The sequence below is a fragment of the Citrobacter sp. Cf125 genome (genome assembly GCF_030333935.1).
Classification (GTDB): domain Bacteria; phylum Pseudomonadota; class Gammaproteobacteria; order Enterobacterales; family Enterobacteriaceae; genus Citrobacter; species Citrobacter freundii.
This window is the reverse complement of the sequence record NZ_JAOWEY010000023.1, coordinates 24,706-42,285: the sequence shown is the minus strand read 5'-3', so window position 1 is coordinate 42,285 and position 17,580 is coordinate 24,706. Positions and strand designations below refer to the sequence as shown.

Below are 17,580 nucleotides of genomic sequence, written 5' to 3'. Positions count from 1 at the left end.
TGAACGGGATGCGTAATATATGTATTTAGTAGGAAAATTCAAGAGTTGTTCATGGAGAAGTTAACTGGATATTTTTACACTATGTGGCGTGGGGGGCTAACTATGTCGAATGTTTAAATGACGAATATATTTAAAAAATATGTTTCTTTTTATCGTGACGATTTTAAGTTTGTAGGGGTGTTATTTAACCATGGTCGTTCACTGTTAAATAAAAAGGGGTATCAGGAAATTAATCTGCTTGTTCGTATTCAGCTATCATCACGCTCTCCGGATTTAAGTCTGGAACGTGCCAACGCTATTCAGGACGGGTCAAAGAGCATAAAAAAAGCCCGCTTAAGCGGGCTTTTTTATCACTCGGGAGCCGCGGCTCCTTTGCGTATCTTTTTTTGTCTCCTCACCGTCTGGTCGGTGTCCTGCTGAGACTGCTAACTTCCTGTTTTTGTTAGTGCTGTCCTGGCACTGTCCAATCATGATTGGTGGAGCTGGCGGGAGTTGAACCCGCGTCCGAAATTCCTACATCCTCGGTACTACATGCTTAGTCAGTCTTTACATTCGCCTGGCACCTGCGGACAGACACGCCACTACCAGACTAGCCTGATTAGATTTAACGCTTCAACCCCAGGCAGGGCCTCCACGCGATCTCTTTTGGGTTTGACCTCTCTTTGATCCCCGTCTTAAGAGCGGAAGCTAGGGAGAGAGGGCTCAGAGCAGGTTATTAAGCTGCTAAAGCGTAGTTTTCGTCGTTTGCGACTATTTTTTTGCGGCTTTTTACGAGGCCAACCGCCCCTCGGCATGCACCTTGGGTTTCGCGAATCCCGTCGAATCCAGAATCAGCCCCAATGTGTTAGATCAAGTATAACAGACTTGTGACACGCGTGACCAGCCCCCGCAACCCCTAATCCTCAAGGATTTAGCGCTCACGCAGCGCTTCTTTTGCGCGATTAAACGGTTTGATTAAATAGTCGACGATGGTTTTTTCACCTGTTTTTATATCCACTGTGGCAATCATGCCCGGTACGATGGAGAAATGGCGTCCCAGTTTGTTCTGTAAGAAGTCCTGATGGGTGCGGATAAACACGCGGTAATAGAAGATTTCCGGTTTCACTTTATCCTGAATGGTGTCCGGTGAGATGGTTTCGACTACGCCTTCCAGGCCGCCGTAAATGGCGTAGTCATAGGCGGTTATCTTCACCAGCGCCCGCTGGCCGGGATGGATGAACGCGATATCACGCGGCGACAGACGGGTTTCGATCAGCAGATGATCGTCCAGCGGCACAATCTCCATCATCTCGCCGTTGGGCGGGATAACGCCGCCAATGGTGGTGACCTGGATATTTTTCACAATACCGCGCATCGGCGCGCGTACGGTCAGGCGGGTCACGGAATCCTCGCGTCCTTTTAAAATAGCCGCCAGCATATCCACTTCGGCGTTAGCTTTTGACAGCGCTTCCCGCGCCTGCACGAAATATTGTGAGCGCAGGTCGGTGATTTTTAATCCCAGATCGCTTTTTTGGCGTTGCAGGCGCAGCACTTCTACGTGGCTGGCGGCACCGCTTTTCTCCAGCCGTTGGGTGATGGCCAGCTCTTTATTTACCGAGACCAGCGCATCCTGCAGTTCCGCCATTGAATCCGCAAGCTGTGCGCGGCGGCTTTTATACAGGCGAGTTTCGGAGGCGATGAGATCCGGCCAGGCGCGCAGTGAATCGGGAAAGACCAGCGGCAAATCGTTAACTTCGGCATTGAGCCTTGCGCTGGAGGCCAGTGAGGCGCGATAACGGGCGGCGCTCTCCCCAACGTTGGACTCTGAACGAGTAGGGTCGAGGCGCGCTACAATTTGATTGGCCTGCACTTTATCTCCCTCGCGGACCGTCAGTTCGGCGAGAATGCCGCCATCCAGTGATTGCAAGACTTGCTCTCGCGAGCTGGGGATCACTTTCCCGCTGCCGGTTGAGACTTCATCCAGCTTGCCGAAATATGCCCAGATACCCAGGACGGCAAACAGCAGCGTGCTGAGCAGAATAATGCGGCTGGCCCCGGAAAAACGGTGCTCGCGGCGAATATCGAGGTCGTCCATAGCGGCATCATGCGGATTGGTTTTCATTTTTCCACTCCCGACCGTGAGTAGGGGCAGGTGCCCGGCTCGCATTCAACGCCTGCGCTTTCGGGGCATCCATGACCAGTTGACCCTCTTTCAACACCACCACGCGTTCGACCAGTTCCAGAACCGGTACGCGATGGGTGGCGACAATCAATGTGCGGTTACCCAACCACTGGTTGAGGCGCTGAATAAATTCCCGCTCGGTATGTTCATCCAGCGAGGCGCTGGGTTCATCGAGCAGCACGATATTGGGCGATCGCAGCAGCATTCTAGCCAGCAGGATCGACTGCCGTTGTCCACCGGACAAACCGTTGCCGCCTTCCATAATGGGATGCGCCAGCCCTTTGGCGAGCTGTTTAACGAAAGCAGCCGCGCCGCTTACCTCCAGCGCTTCGAAGATCTGTGCGTCGCTGGCGTGCGGTGCGCCGAGGGTCAGGTTCTCGCGTAGGGTGCCGAAAAACAGTCGCGCATTCTGGCTGAGAAAACCGATGTTGCGGCGTAAATCGGCCATATCGATTTGCGCCAGACTCAGGTTATCGAGCCGGACATCGCCCTGGATAATCTCCACGCCGCCGGCCATGGCCTGTAGCAGCGTTGATTTCCCGGCGCCGTTACGCCCGAGGATCGCCACCCGTTCGCCGGGCATGATCTCCAGACGCGAGATACGCAGTGGAACGCGCTGATCGTCGCTGTGGTAGCGAAAGTGTGCGTTTTCAAACAGATAATGGCCGTGAAAAATCTCCTGATGCACCCGGTCTTCGTCGTACTGCGTTTCGGTGGGAAGCTGCATGATGCTGTCTAATCCCATCTTTGCCGCCTTAACCTGTTGCCAGCGGGCCAGCACGCCGCACAGATTAGCCATCGGGGCAATCATTCTGGAACCGAGCATTGAAGCCGCCACCACGGCGCCGGTGGTCATCGTGCCTTCAATGACCATCGGCGCGCCAAACATAATGATGGCGGCGTAGACCAGGCTTTGTACCGACATGCCCCAGCCAATCAGCCCTTGAGTCAGCTTACGCGTGCGTAGCCCTGACTCTCCGGTAATACGGATATAGCTGTTCCACTGCTGTAAAAAGCGGTTTTCCGCCTGCATCAGCTTGATGTCTTCCAGCCCCTGAACGCTTTCGACCAGCACCGCGTTGCGCAGGGTGGATTCATGGGCAGCCTGGTTGGCGAGCACCGCCAGCTTCTTCTGTAACAGCAAGCCAGGCAGGATCATCAGAAGGGCCGCGACGGGGGCAATCCACGCCAGCGGCGGGGCGATAAATGCCAGCACCACGATAAACAGAAAGAAAAACGGCAGATCGACAATGGTCGACATGGTTGAGGAGGTGATCATCTCGCGAACTTGTTCCAGCTCGCGCAGTTGAGAAATAAAGCTCCCCGTCGAGCGGGGAACGGCGCTGTTGCGCAGCCGCAATGCGTGGCTAAACACGCGATCGGAAATGCGCATATCGGCGCGTTTGCCGAGCAGGTCCATTATGTGGGTACGCGCTTCGCGCAGCAAAAAGCCAAACAGCACCGCCACCAGAACACCGGTAGAGAGAACATACAGCGTTGGATAAGACTGGGCGGGGATCACCCGGTCATAGACCTGCATGGAAAAGATAATCCCGGCGAGCGACAGGACGTTAATCAGAAAGGCGGCAATCATGACCGGCAGGTAAGGGCGGATGTCCTTTAACACCAGTTCGCGCATCCAGTCGGGCTTGAAGCGCGAAATATAGCGGTCTACCCGACTGTCCTTCAGCGCCGACAGCGGGCGCAGCGCGGTAATGCTCACGATCTCCGGCAGAAGTTCTGCAATCGTTAACCTGTTACGCTGGCCTTCTTCGGCGATGATGAAAACATCTAACGTATCTTCGCCGTTGAAATGTTCTATCACCATCAGTTGGCCGTCGCGCAATTCCGCCACCACCGGCAGGCGCCATTGACCGAACGCCTGCGCGGCGGTATTCAGCGCATGAAATGACAGTCCCGCCTGACGCGCCAGTTGCGACAGGGCCGTGGCCCGGCTTCTTCCCGCAAACCATGGGGCGTTGGCCTGGATTGCGCCGGGAGAACAGGCCACGCGATAGTGATTGGCAATATGCGTCATCGCCTGCGCCCACTGGCTCAGGGCGTGTTCGCCAATTACATCATCCGCATGTGAATCGAGGTCGCTCATAGCTTGATCTCCACCGATTGAATGCTGCGATTATTTAAGGCGAACGCCTGACGAAGCGAGCCGGTGTTATAGAGACAGTTCAACTGGAGCTGGCGCAGCTGGTTTTGAGTCTGGAGTTCAGCAAAACGGGCCTGATACACCTCTTGCTCGGCGTTAAGCACGTCGAGCAGCGGGCGCGAGCCAAGGTCCAGATATTGCTGTTGATAAAGCTCGCGCGTTTGTTCGCTCAGCCGTTGTTGGCGACGTAGAATTTGCAGGGCGGTGGCGAGGCTCATCGCCTGGCTGCGGGACTCCAGTAATTTCTGCCGTACTTCGAGTCGGGTGCGCTGGATGGAGTATTGTGCAGATTCTACCGCATGGCTGGCGGCGTTGCGTCTGGCGGTGAGTCCGCCCCCCTGATACAGCGGCATCTCAACTTTTACCCATGCAGAATACTGGGTTTTGTCGAGTACCTCATGGCTGGGGTATTTGTCGTTGAGATAGTGCTGAACCGACGGTTCCAGAGAGATGGTGGGCGTCATCTGCGCGTTGGCGTAGTCGAGATTTGCCTGCGCCACATTCGCCTGCGCCCAGGCCGCCAGGACCGCGGGAACCAGTTTATCGTCCGGTTTGACCACATCACAACTGCTGTCCAGTTTGACCGGGAATTCATTACTGATGCCGTTAAGCGAGTTCCAGCCGAGGAAGCTCATCAGCGTTGCCTTGCTGCTGTCGAGATTGGCCTGATACTGCGCCAACTGAGAACGTGCAGACTCGATACGCGCATCGGTTTGCACCACGTCTGACAGCGAGGTTGCCCCTTCATCATTGCGTTGACGGGTCAGTCGACCAATGCCGTTTAAGGCGGTGAGCTGCTCTTCGGCGGCGTCCACCATTTGCTGCCACGTCTGCACCTGGACTATCGCGTTGGCGGTGGCGTGGGCGATGGTATCAATACTGAGTAACACATTCGCCTGCTGTTGTGCGGCTCCGGCGGTCTCGGCGCGGACCTGGCTTGCCACTTTGCCGAAGTCGTACAGCATTTGCGATACCGAAATCACCAGCGCCGGGCTGAAGCCGTGGTCGGTGTAGGTATTGCTGTAACCGTTGTTCATTCCGGCAGAAACCTGCGGGTAATATTTTGACTTCGCCACGTCGATTTGCTCGTTTTGCGAGAGCAGTTTGCCGATGGATTCACGAATAGAAGGATGCCAGCTCACGGCACGACTCACCGCGTCGTTGAGCGTCAGGCTACCGGGAGCGGCGGCACTTAGCGGCAGATCGGCAACCGCGCCGTCCAGCGAGGGAAGCATCTGGCTAGTGGCCAGTCCTTCCGGCGTAATAATTTGCGGTTCATCTTCGGCATTCACCCGCAGGGTACAGAGCGTTAATGCCAGCAGTAAGGCAACAGGCGCGACATTTCTCATAGATTATCCCTTACAAAATACGGCAGCGACGACTGTTATTGCCCCGGATGTCATCGCATCCGGGGCTGTAGTTATGGCGCTTTAACGCTATATGTTCACTTCAGGGCACAATGTGATTTTGTTGCACCAGCTCGTCGAGCGTGGTGTGTACGTTCTCCAGCGTGATGAGATTGGTTGAGTGATAAGTGTTGCCCGTACCGTCACGGTCGATGGCAATAACCGTGTTGTTACCGCTGGTGGTAACGGTGAGGTAGTTACCGAGCGTCGCGTTCTGCCCGTTCCAGCCCACCAGCAGGTCACCGATATCGATTTTGTCACCCTGGGCCAGCGAGAAGTTGGTCCAGGTGTCCGCTGTTCCGTTACCGCCGGTAGCGTCGTTGGCATTGAGCAGGTGATAAATCAGCGTATCGCCGTAGGCGCTGCCAGTCAGGCGATCGGCATCGACGGTACTCACCACTTGCGGATTCATATTGATGGTCAGCGTAGCGGTATCGGTATGGCCATTCAGGTCGTTAAGGGTGTAGGTAAATGTCTCTTTGGTGACGATGGTGGAGAGCGAGACATCGCTGTTGAGGGCATAGGTGTAATGACCATCAATGCCAATGGTCAGTTTGCCGTACAACCCGTTAATGATGGCGCTGGTCGTGCTGCTCAGCGGATCCAGCGTGGCGGCGCTGCCGCCCGTGCCATTCACCGTTAGCAAGGTATGCACGCTGGCAATATGGTCTCCGTCATAAATATTGCCGGTGACGCTATTCGCTGTGGAAGTCTCGAAGTTTTGCAGGTCGATTATCGTGCCTTTCACGCTGGGGGTGATGGTGATATTCCCCAGCCCCAGAGCCCCGACGCTGCCGGTATAGTCGAGGCGATAGTTGCCGGGGTGCAGTACTACCCCGCTGAGGGCAATATCAATATTGCCGCCAATCAGCAATCCGCCATTGAATGAGTTACCGGCAATCTTGACGTTGTTGCTGTCATACAGCGCCCAGGTGACGGTCAGTCCGCCCAGCGTCAGACCTGAAGCGACGTTAAAATGCAGTATGGCGTTTTGCACCGCCGTTCCCGTCGCGACTTCAATGACGCCAGTACCATTTTGTGAGGTGGGTGAAAGGAGTTGGGCGCTCCAACTGGCGTTCCCAACGCTGTTGTCGGTAAACGACCTGGATGTATCGGCCTGGGTGGTGACCGCCATCTGGCTGCTGATGTCGTTTACGGCATCCAGCGCCTGTGGGGTTGCCGTAATGTTCAGCGACGCGCTGCCGGTATCGCCGTTTGGTGCTTTGACCTTATACACAAAGCTGTCCGGCGTATTGATACCGTCTGCGCCCAGTCCGCTTCTCAGCGTGTAGGTATAGTTCCCTTTCGCATCAATAGTCAGTGTGCCGTACTGTCCGTTAATGGTGGTAGTGCCTGTTGTGTTAACGGTGACACCGTTAACTTCGGTGATAACGGTATTAGCCGGAGCCGAGTCGTTGGCCAGCAGATTTCCATTGGTAGCTGCACTCAGACTGTCGACTGCGTAGGTGTGATCGGCCTGAATATTCAGGGTATAGCTGGTCAGCAGCGTCAGGCCGCCGGAAGCGTTAAGCAGGAACAGATAGTCACCGCCCGGCAGTGTAATGGTATACGCCGGTGAGCTGCCGCCCAGCAGGGCGGTGACCCAGTTCGGCTGTACCCGGTACTGCTCATACTGCTGAATAGACTCGTTGAAGCGGTAGACATAGAGATCAAAGCCGCCCAGCGTTACGCCAAGTACGTTGGCCTGAACCGTGATCGTTCGTGTCGCGCCGTCATCAACGTTGAATTTAATCGGGTTGGTCAAACCGTTGACCAGGCTGACATCCAACAATTGTCCCAAACCAACGCTGGCGAGCGTGAAGCCGGTTTGTTGTGATGGATGGTTGTCGACTGCGATGACCTGCGTCCCGTAAGTCAGCGCAGCCACATCGTCTGCCGCCGTTACCGTGCTGGTGGTTGGGGCCTGACCCAGCGTGACCACCAGTTTTGCCGAGGAGTGATCGCTGCCATGCGTTAGCGTGTAGGTAAAGCTTTCGGAACGTCCATACACTGAGATTGACGTATTGGTCAGAGTATAGGTGTAGCTACCATTCTGATTGATATGCAGGGTGCCGTATTTTCCCTGCACATCAATGCCGCTCACCGGGATGTTCACCACGTTGCCGTTACCGTCAGTGATGGTGGTGACCAGCGTGCCGGAAGGGGCGTTATCCTGCCCGTTGGCGGGATCGGTATCGGTGATGATATTGCCAGACTCGGTAGTACCACCGGTGATGGTCCCTGCGCTGGCTTTTACCACCGAGACATCAAGGCTGGTGTATGCCCCTGTCGCCAGTAGGTTGGTGTTGTAGCTGACTACGCGGTAATCCCCGCCAGTCAGTCCGCTGTAATTGAGCGTTACGCCCGAGGCGCCCAGGGTGAGCAGGCTGGCAAAGTCTGGTTTCCCGGTATCCACCACCGTTACCCAGGCATTCAGCGCGGTGTCGAAGCGCTGGATGACGACTTCAAGCGTGTTTAATAGCGACAGCACCACGCCGGTCGCTGCGGCATTGATTGTAATGGATCCGCTGCCGCCAGAAGCGATGCTGAAATTGACGCTTGCTGTATCGTTCCCCAGCACGTTGGCGACATTTCCCAGCGCATTGACCAACAGGAAACCATAATCGCTTTGATGCTCGGTGCTGACGGTGACATCGGTTTGTAGAGGCAGACTGGTGACATTGTCTTCAGCCAGCAGCGGCAATACCGGCGCGATAGCGCTTGTTGGCAATGAGGTATTTCCCGCCGCATCGGTCGCCGTGGCGGACAGCGACTGACCCTCAATCTGGCGAACCGGCAGGTTGACGCTGTAGACACCGCTGCTGTTGGCGATTGCCGTCACGCTGGTGCCGCCCGGAAGAGAGATGGTAACCGTGCTTCCCGCTTCGGCGACGCCGCTGATGGTACCGCCATCGGCGCTGATCAGTATCGTTGGCGCGGTCGGCGGCGTGGTATCCACAATCACGCTGAACGAACCGGACACCCCGCTTACGCCGTTGGCGTTTGTTGCCGTGGCGGTAAACGCGTGGTTACCTTCGCTGAGCGCGCCGGATGGGGTAAAGTTCCAGAGGCCGTTACTATCTGCGGTCGTACTACCCATGAGTACGCCGTTGTTGTACAGATTGATGATGGCGTTAGCCTGCGCCGTTCCGCTAAGGGCTGGACGGGTATCATTGGTGGTTTTACCTGCCGCGACCAGACCTGTAATTGTGCCCACGTCGTCAAATACGCTGGCAATAACCGGCGCAGGCGGTACACCAGTAAACGGTGCCAGCACGTTACCCGCTGTGCCGATGTTGCCTGCGGCATCCTGTGCGCTGACCAGCAGCGTTTGCCCACTGATTTGCGGTGGGCTCAGCGTGAAGGTGAAATTACCGGAGGTGTTGGCGGTTGCGGTACCAAGTACGGTTCCGCTGCTGGAGGTGATGATTATCGTACTGTTCGCTTCGGCAACGCCGGTCAGCATGGTGCCGTTGGCGTTGACCGCCAGACCGGTTGGAGTACCCGGTGCGACGGTATCGACCACAATTGCGGAGGCAGATGATAGCCCGCTGGTATTACCTGCGGTGTCTGTTGCTGTGATGGTGAAGGAATGCGTCCCCTGACCCAACGCCGTAGGTGGCGTGTAATTCCAACTGCCGCTGCCGTCCGCCGTTACGCTGGTTACAAAGGTGCCGTTATCATAAATATCGACCCGAGCGTTGGCTTCCGTGGTGCCGTTTAACGTTGGGCGTGCGTCGTTGGTTGGCTGATTATTGCCAATCGCCCCTATGTTTGGCCCAACATCGTCAATAATGCTGCTGATTGAAGGCTGCGTTGGTGCCGTGGTGTCGACCACTACGCTAAAGCCTGCCGTTGCGCCGCTGGTGTTGCCCGCCGCATCGGTAGCGGTGACGGTGAAGGTGTGCGATCCATTCGCCAGCGGTGTGGTTGGGGTAAACGTCCAGCTGTTATTACTTTGTACCAGCGCCGTGCCCAGCAGGGTGCTGCCGTCATAGATGCTGACAGTGCTGCCCGCTTCGGCGGTACCGTTGAGCGTTGGTCGGGCATCGTTAGTCAGTTGCCCGTTGCTAAGCCCCGCGTTGAACACACCGCCTGCGACGTCATCCACCACCGAGGTCAGGAGCGGCGCTGACGGCGCGATCGTGTCAACGTTGATAATAAATTCGCTTGAGGTGGGGCTAACGTTCCCGGCGGCATCCGTGGCAATGGCGGTAAAGACATGCTGGCCGTTGCCCAGTGTGGCAGGCAGATATTCCCAGGTGCCATCTATTGCCGCTGTCACCGTCGCCAGCAGCGTGCCATTATCGTAGATGGCTACCCGGGCACCGGCTTCCGCCGAACCGTTCAGTACGGGACGAGTATCATTGGTGTAAGCGCCGTTCGACAGCGTTCCGGATCCCGGCACCACGTCATCAAAAGCCTGGATAATCGTTGGCGCAAGCGGGGCAACAGTATCAACAACGATGTTAAACCCAGCGGACGTTGGGCTAACGTTTCCGGCTGCGTCGGTTGCTGTCACCGTCAGCGCGTGGTTACCGTTGCTCAGCGCTGTTCCCGGCGTGAAAATCCATGCACCGCCCCCGTCTGCCGAAACGGTATCGATCAGCGTGCCGTTGTCGTAAATTTTAACCGTTGAATTGGCCTCTGCCGTGCCGCTGAGGGTAGGGCGCGCATCGTTTGTCGCCTGGCCGTTGTTCAGATTTCCGGTCAGCGGGCCGACATCATCTGCAACCTGAGTAATCACTGGTGCTGCCGGTGCTTGTGTGTCGACGGTGTAGGTAAAGCCGCCTGAAGGCAGACTGGTATTGCCTGCGCTATCTGTCGCCGTGACGGTCAGAGTATGCAGGCCGTTACCCAATGCCGTTGAGGGCGTAAAATTCCAGGTTCCGCCTGCGCCGACGATGGTGGTGCCAATGGGCTGACCATCGTTCAGGACGGTAATGGTCGCGCCAACTTCACCGGTACCGCTGAGCGCCGGGCGACTTTCGTTACTGATTTGCCCGTTGGAGATTGGCCCGGTTGTCGGCGCGGTATTGTCCTGAACGGTCAGAATTACTGGTGCAGACGGGGCAACTGAATCGACCAAAACGGTGAACGAGGCAGAAGCTCCGCTGGTGTTGCCCGCCGCATCCGTTGCGGTCACCGTAAAGATATTTTCCCCCTGCGCCAGCGCGTTTGTTGGGGTGAAGCTCCAGCTACCGGAGCCATCGGCATTTGCGGTGCCAATGATCGTTCCGTTACTACGAATGGTGACAATAGCATTAGCTTCGGTCGTGCCACTTAGTGTTGGTTGGGCATCATTGGTCAGTTGGCCGTTGGTCAACAGCGTGCTTCCCGGCTGATCGTCGATGACCGAGGTAATACTTGGCGCGGCGGGCGCCAGCGTATCGACAACTACGACGAACGGTGGCGCTGCCGGGCTGATGTTGCCCGCACCATCCGTGACGGTGGCTGTCAGCGAGTGGCTGCCTTCACTGAGCGCAGGGGCTGGCGTAAAGCTCCAGTTACCGCTGGCGTCGCTGGTGGTTGTGCCAATCACTGTGTTGCCATCACGGATGGTGACAATTGAATCTGCCTCGGTAACGCCCGTGAGCGTTGGGGTATTATCGTTAGTTGACTGTCCGGACGTCAGGTTTTGAATGGTGCCAACGTTGTCTGTGACTGTGACAATGGAGGGGGCATTCGGAATTAAAGTATCAACAATGATCAGAAAATCAGCGGAGGCATCGCCTTGGTTGCCAGCAGCATCGGTTGCGCGAGCGGTAAAGAGGTGATTGCCTTCTCCCAGCGCGTCTGTCGGGGTAAAGCTCCAGAATCCGTTGCTGTTTACCGTGGTTGTGGCATAAGCGATACCGTTATCGTAGAGGGTGATGGTTGCTCCTGCTTCGCCGGTTCCGTTTAAGGTCGGGCGTGAGTCATTGGTAATTTGTCCTTTATCCAGCGGTCCACTGCCGGGTGAAACGTCATCGATAATGCTGGTGATGAGCGGTGCCAGCGGCGCGGTGGTGTCGATGGTAATGGCATAATTGGGTGACTGCCCGCTGGGTATTAAGTTGACGGTTTGTGACACTGCGAAGTTATAGGTTGTGCCGTTAGTTAGCGGGGTGAGCAACTGATAACTCCAGGCGCCGGAAACCGCATCGGCGGTGACCGTGGCGATAGACGCGCCATTTTGATAGATAGTCACTGTAGCCCCAGCCGTGGCGGTTCCTTGCAACCGCGGTAAAGTGTCGTTGGTGGTTTTTCCGCTGCCGATTTCGCCCATGCCGGGGGCTACGTCATCCACGATCTCAAGAGTTGGCGGGTGTGGAACGCTGGAGGTAGCAGCGGTAAACGGTGTTTCTCCGCTTTGGTTACCCGCTGGATCCTGAGCGATCGCATTCAATGATTCACCCGCCGTCTGCGCTGGTGAAATGGTGACAGAGAAGATACCTGAACCGTCTGCCACCCCCTGGCCGAGAATGGTGCTACCGCTGCGAATAATCACGGTACTACCAGCATCGGCTGTACCGCTAACCAGCGTACCGTTCGGATCAACGCTGGTAACGATAGGCATTGCAGGAGGTAGCGTATCAACAATCAACGTGACAGGATTTCCTGCCGGCAGCACATTACCGGCAGCATCTTGTGCGCCGAAAGTCAGCGTATGAATCATGTTGGGCGTGAGGGGAACATCTATGCTCCAGGAGCCATTCGCGCCCACGGTGGTTATCGCGATGGGAATGCCACCGTCATAAATTAACACCGTACTGCCCGGCGTACCCGTCCCGCTAATGGTTGGGGTGGTATCGTCCGTGACGCTACCGCTGGTGAGCGAGCCGGTAATCACGCCGACGTTATCTTCGATATTCGTCACGAGTGGCGCTGTGAGCGGGGTGGTGTTCACCGTAAACGAAATGCTGTTTGAGCTGCCGCTGATGTTACCTGCCGCATCGGTTGCGGTAGCGGTCAGCGTGTAGTTGCCGTTTGCCAGCGCAGTCCCGGGCGTAATACTCCAGGTGCCGCCAGCCACCGTTGCCGTACCGATCACTACACCGCTGTTATACAGGGTGATGATATCCCCGTCAGTGCCAGTACCGCGAATGGTTGGCGTGGCGTCATCGGTCACGGCATTGGGCAAGAGATCGCCTACCGAGCCACCGACGTTATCATTGGCGGCGATAATCACCGGAGGTGCAGACGGCGTCGTGTCGATGTTCAGTGTTATGGCATTCGACGGCTGGCTGACGTTGCCAGCCGGATCGGTTGCGGTAAGGGTTATCTGGTAAGTACCAGGGGAAACCGGTGCTGATGGAGTAAAGCTCCAGGTTCCGTCTGCACCTACTGTTGCTGTTCCCTGCAAAGGGGGAGTGCTGTTCAGATAAACGGTAATCAAATCCCCAACGTTCCCTGTACCGCTAAAGGTTGGCGTGGTGTCATTGGTGATACCGTTAGTGACGATCCCCGTGATCGGATTGGCGTCGTCAGTGATGGTTGGTGGTTCGGGTTTCACTGGTGGTAGATTATCCACCGTCAGCGTAAAGCCAGCGGATGGGATCCCCACGTTGCCTGCTACGTCAGTCGCCGTGGCGGTGAATTTGTGCGGGCCATCCAGAAGCGGAGTGTCTGGGATAAATGTCCAGGTCCCATTTGGCTGTACGAGGGCGCTGCCAATCGGGGCGCTGTTATCATAAATAGTAATAGTCGCACCCGGTTCACCGGTTCCCGACAGTGTGGGTTCGGCGCTTTTCGTGCTGCCACCGTTAATCAGCGTTTGTGTGCTGCTGCCAACCAGGCCTTCCGCCGATGAGATGACAGGGGCGGCGGGTGGGGTGGTATCAATGGTCAGCGTGAAATTTCCGGCATTGCTGGCGTTACCCGCTGCATCTGTTGCGATAGCCGACAGCGCATGTGGACCTTCACTCAGCGGTTGAGTGACCTGGAAACTCCAGGCGCCCCCGGACACGACCGTTGCGGTTCCAATAAGTGTGGCGCCATCATAGATAGTGATGGTGGAGTCGACGGTCCCAGTCCCCTTCAGCAGCGGCAAGGTATCGTTTGAACGGCTACCGGTGGGCAGATCGGTTGGTGCATTCCCGACGTCGTCGGTTGCGGTCAAAATCACGGGGGTCCCAGGTGCTTGGGTATCCACGGTAACACTGACTACGATGGGCGAGGTAATGACGTTACCGGCTGCATCTGTTGCTGATACCGTAAACTGGTGGATGCGATCGTTGAGCGCCAGATTGGTTGGAACGGTATAGCTCCAGGTCCCCGAGCTGTCGATAAGCATCACCGTCATCAGCAGACTGCCATCGTACAGGCTCACGAGCGAGCCCGGCTCACCGGTACCTGAGAGGGTTGGCGTGTTGTCGTTGGTAATCCAGGCATTGCTCGTGACGTTACCGGCGCTGCTGCCAACATCAGCGTTAACCAGCGTTATGACTGGCACTGTCGGCGCGATGCTATCGACAATGATTTTCCAACTGGCGGCAGTGCTGGTGTTATTAGCGGCATCGGTTGCCGTCACTGTAAATACGTGTGCCCCCTGGCCCAATGCCGAGGTGGGCGTATAGTTCCAGTTACCGTTGATATCAGCGGTAATGGTCGTAAGCAGAGTTCCGTTATCGTAAATTTTGACCTGAGAGCCGGCCTCAGCTTTGCCCTCAATTTTCGGTTTATCGTCGTTGGTTAAACCATTGTTATTGATGGAGCCTGTGATATCGGCGACGTCATCAGTAACGGCAATGATAACGGGTTGGTTTGGCGCGGTGAGATCCGGGGCAACAGCCGAAGTTGGCAGGCTTTCGTTACCAGTGCTGTCCGTTGCGGTGACGTTTACTGTTTCATTGTTGATTTTCGACGGGGTGATCTGGACGGTGAAATTGCCGCCGCTGTCAGCCTGACCCACGCCAATAGGAGCCCCGTTGCTGTCTTTGACGGTGACGGTACTTCCGGCTTCGGCGTGACCGCTAACCGCGCCACCATTTCCTGCAACTGTGACGCCTGTCGGCGCATCAGGTGCGGTGGTGTCCGGTGCGTTGACAGAGGCGTCGTCGCCCTTGTTGCCTGCGGTGTCGGTCGCATTTGCCGTAAGGGTCTCGCCGTTGGTTTGTGGCGGAACCAGAGTTGCGGTGAAATCCCCATCCGTATCGGCAGTTACCGTACCAATGATATTGCCATCTGGATCCAGAATATTGACCGTACTGTTGGGTTCGGCCTTGCCGGTGACCTGGTCGCCAGTGCCATTAACTAGCAGGTTTGTTGGGGGTTGTGGCGCGGTAATGTCTGGTGCAAGCGCAGTTTCTGGTGGGCTTAGGTTCCCAGCTGGATCGGTGGCGATAGCGGTAATGGTTTCGCCATTGGTCTGTGGTGGGTTAATGGTGATGGTAAATGTGCCATCCGGCCCGGCGACGCCGCTGCCGATCTGAGTTCCGCCACTGCCGGTGATAACTACGGTATTGCCTGGCTCGGTCGTTCCGGTGACGACAGTCCCATCCGCAGATACGTTGAGATCATCAGGTGGCAACGGTGGCTGGGTGTCGATGTTGATATTGAACGCTGGTGACATGCCTCCTGTACCTGACTGGTTTGTCGCGGTGGCGGTGAAGGCGTGTAGCTCATCTGATAACGGGGAGCTGGAAGTCCATGTCCAGTTACCGTTACCGTCAGCCAGTACGCTGTCGATAATTGTGCCGTTGTCGTAAATAGTCACCGTGCTGTTGGCATCGGCAGTGCCAGAGAGCGTGGGGGTATTATCGTTGGTGGCCTGATTGTTGCTCAATGGCCCGGTTGATGGGGAGAAGTCATCCATCACGCTGACGATAACCGGTACGCCAGGATAGCCCGAGTTCGTCGCATTGAATGGGGTATCTGGCCCGATGTTACCAGCCTGGTCCTGAATCTTCGCGATTAGCGCTTCACCGTGCGTCTGTGAAGGTGAAATCGCGATGACGAAATTGCCGGTTTGGCCGACCGTGGTTGAACCCAAAATCTGATTATTACTACCGATGATAATGACCTGGCTTCCTACCTCTGCACTACCGGTTACCTCGGTGCCTTCCGGATTAACGGAGGAAATGACCGCGCCTTCAGGCGGGGTAGTATCGACGGTGAATGTAGGTACGCTCGTTTCCGCGCTCACGTTACCCGCATCGTCAGTTTGCGTCAGCGTCAGATTGTGAACACCGTCGCTAAGCGGTGTGTCCGGTGTAAATGTCCAGTTGCCATTGTCATCCACCTGGACCATACCAATCAGAATGCCGTTATCAGAAATGCTGATGTAAGAACCGGCTTCGCCAGTGCCTGTGAGCGTTGGCGTGGCATCGTCGGTTACGCCGTTATTACCGATCAAGCCTTTAATGGAACCGGAATCGTCAGTTACTTCTGTGACCACAGGGGCGTCGGGGACAAGCGTATCGACAATAATCTCCCAACTGTCTGACATGCCGCTGCTGCCTGTACCGTCTGATGCACTGACGGTAAACTTGTGGGTACCGTCTGCGAGTGGAGAGGATGGCGTAAACGACCAGTTGCCGTTGGCATCGATAGCGACCTGGCCGATTTCTACGCCGTTATCAAAAATATGCAATGTAGCATTTGCGGGGCCGGTACCCTGGAGAGTGGGCGTATTATCGTTGGTGGATTCCTGCTGATTAACAGGACCAGTAATTAGCTCCTGGTCATCGATTACACTGGTAATAACCGGCACATCTGGTGCGTTAGGTGTTGTCGTTGGCGGATCGCCACCATCGCCATCGCCATTACCGTTTCCACCACCATCGCCGTTACCGTTACCGTTGCCATTACCGCTTCCGGCGTTGTTATCGCTCCCACCGCCACCGCCACCGCCACCGCCGCCGCCGCCACCTCCGCCGCCGCCACCTGCGGCAAGGCCAATTCCGCCAGCAACCGCGATCCCGCCAAGAACCCACGGCCAGACGGCGCCGCCTTCATGGCTTCCCTCGGCAGTCATTAGCGGAGTGAGATCGTCTAAATGCTGGAAGTGGAACGCTTCATCAGTATCCTGAACCCACCACAGCGCGCCATTGCTGTCTTCCAGAACAAGCTGGTTTTGCGCATCACCTTTTCCGACGTAGAAGTTTTTAATGGTGATGGTTTCACCCGAGCGGAGTGTGACAACCAGATCCTGATTAACGCGTGTTAGTTGACTTACCTCCTCACGCGACACCGACAGTTTCACGATAGAAGGCGAACTGAGCGTAACTTCAGAGGATTCAACATTTGTGGAAACGCCAGTTAATTTTGATACAACGGCGAGTAGACGCATATGTTCACTCCTGATGGCATGTCGGGAGTATTAATCCGCAACAGCGCGCTGGGAAAATGAGCAGACAGGGGCCCCGTTCATCATAAAGATGAATTTACACATGTAATTACATTGATTAGGTCATGCAGATGTTCGTTTACTTAGTAAATACGTTCGGGACCTGCCGACTGAATAGTTCTTTCGTATTAGATGATATAGTCAGAAAGAAAGTATTCTGCAACTTATCCATATTAAAAATATATTTGGCTAATTGAAAAGGATACTTTCCGGTGCGTATTTAATGGTTTGTTTTTGGTTAACTTATTGTATTTTAATGTTTTTTATTTAAATTGAAATGAGGGGGATATAATAAACAACAGTAATAATAGTGTTATAAAATAAACCTAAATATAGGCAATATGGTCTTGAAGTTTTATTTTATTAGACTATGGGTCGCTACGGTAATGCCATGGGAGTTTATTTCATACCTGAACGATTCAGCACAAATAAACCATAAATTTGATGAATGTATTGGGTGGGTTTCAATAACTAAAAAATAAGAACCAGTCTCAGGGTGAGAGACTGGTCACAGAGGAGT

General features: G+C 55.5%; 4 protein-coding genes and 1 other RNA gene. All 5 read right to left on the bottom strand.

The genetic code is table 11. The annotated features are described in order from the left end of the window. Window positions 1-474 precede the first annotated feature (474 nt). Window positions 475-838, bottom strand: a transfer-messenger RNA (tmRNA) gene (ssrA, locus tag OGV89_RS10695). Window positions 839-910: 72 nt separating this feature from the next. After that, window positions 911-2,074 carry a beta-barrel domain-containing protein gene (locus tag OGV89_RS10690; RefSeq protein ID WP_085951585.1) on the bottom strand — a complete coding sequence of 388 codons (1,164 nt, stop codon included), beginning with the start codon at window positions 2,072-2,074 and terminating at the stop codon, window positions 911-913. A gap of 7 nt (window positions 2,075-2,081) precedes the next feature. After that, the gene (locus OGV89_RS10685; RefSeq protein ID WP_286558617.1) at window positions 2,082-4,268 is read right to left on the bottom strand and encodes a type I secretion system permease/ATPase; all 2,187 of its coding nucleotides are present in this window, start codon (window positions 4,266-4,268) and stop codon (window positions 2,082-2,084) included. Beyond that, entirely contained in the window at window positions 4,265-5,674 is a 1,410-nt protein-coding gene (locus OGV89_RS10680) for a TolC family outer membrane protein (protein WP_003845860.1), read from the bottom strand. Before OGV89_RS10680 ends, OGV89_RS10685 begins: the two co-directional genes overlap by 4 nt. 100 nt (window positions 5,675-5,774) lie before the next feature. Next, window positions 5,775-17,003, bottom strand: a complete 11,229-nt coding sequence (locus OGV89_RS10675) for a BapA/Bap/LapF family large adhesin (RefSeq protein ID WP_032937969.1) — start codon at window positions 17,001-17,003, stop codon at window positions 5,775-5,777. Window positions 17,004-17,580 lie beyond the last annotated feature (577 nt).

Excerpts from the sequence above, each read along its gene's own strand:
- OGV89_RS10690 (WP_085951585.1), bottom strand. The coding sequence starts at position 2,074 with ATGGACGACCTCGATATTCGCCGCGAGCACCGTTTTTCCGGGGCCAGC.
- OGV89_RS10685 (WP_286558617.1), bottom strand. The coding sequence starts at position 4,268 with ATGAGCGACCTCGATTCACATGCGGATGATGTAATTGGCGAACACGCC.
- OGV89_RS10680 (WP_003845860.1), bottom strand. The coding sequence starts at position 5,674 with ATGAGAAATGTCGCGCCTGTTGCCTTACTGCTGGCATTAACGCTCTGT.
- OGV89_RS10675 (WP_032937969.1), bottom strand. The coding sequence starts at position 17,003 with ATGCGTCTACTCGCCGTTGTATCAAAATTAACTGGCGTTTCCACAAAT.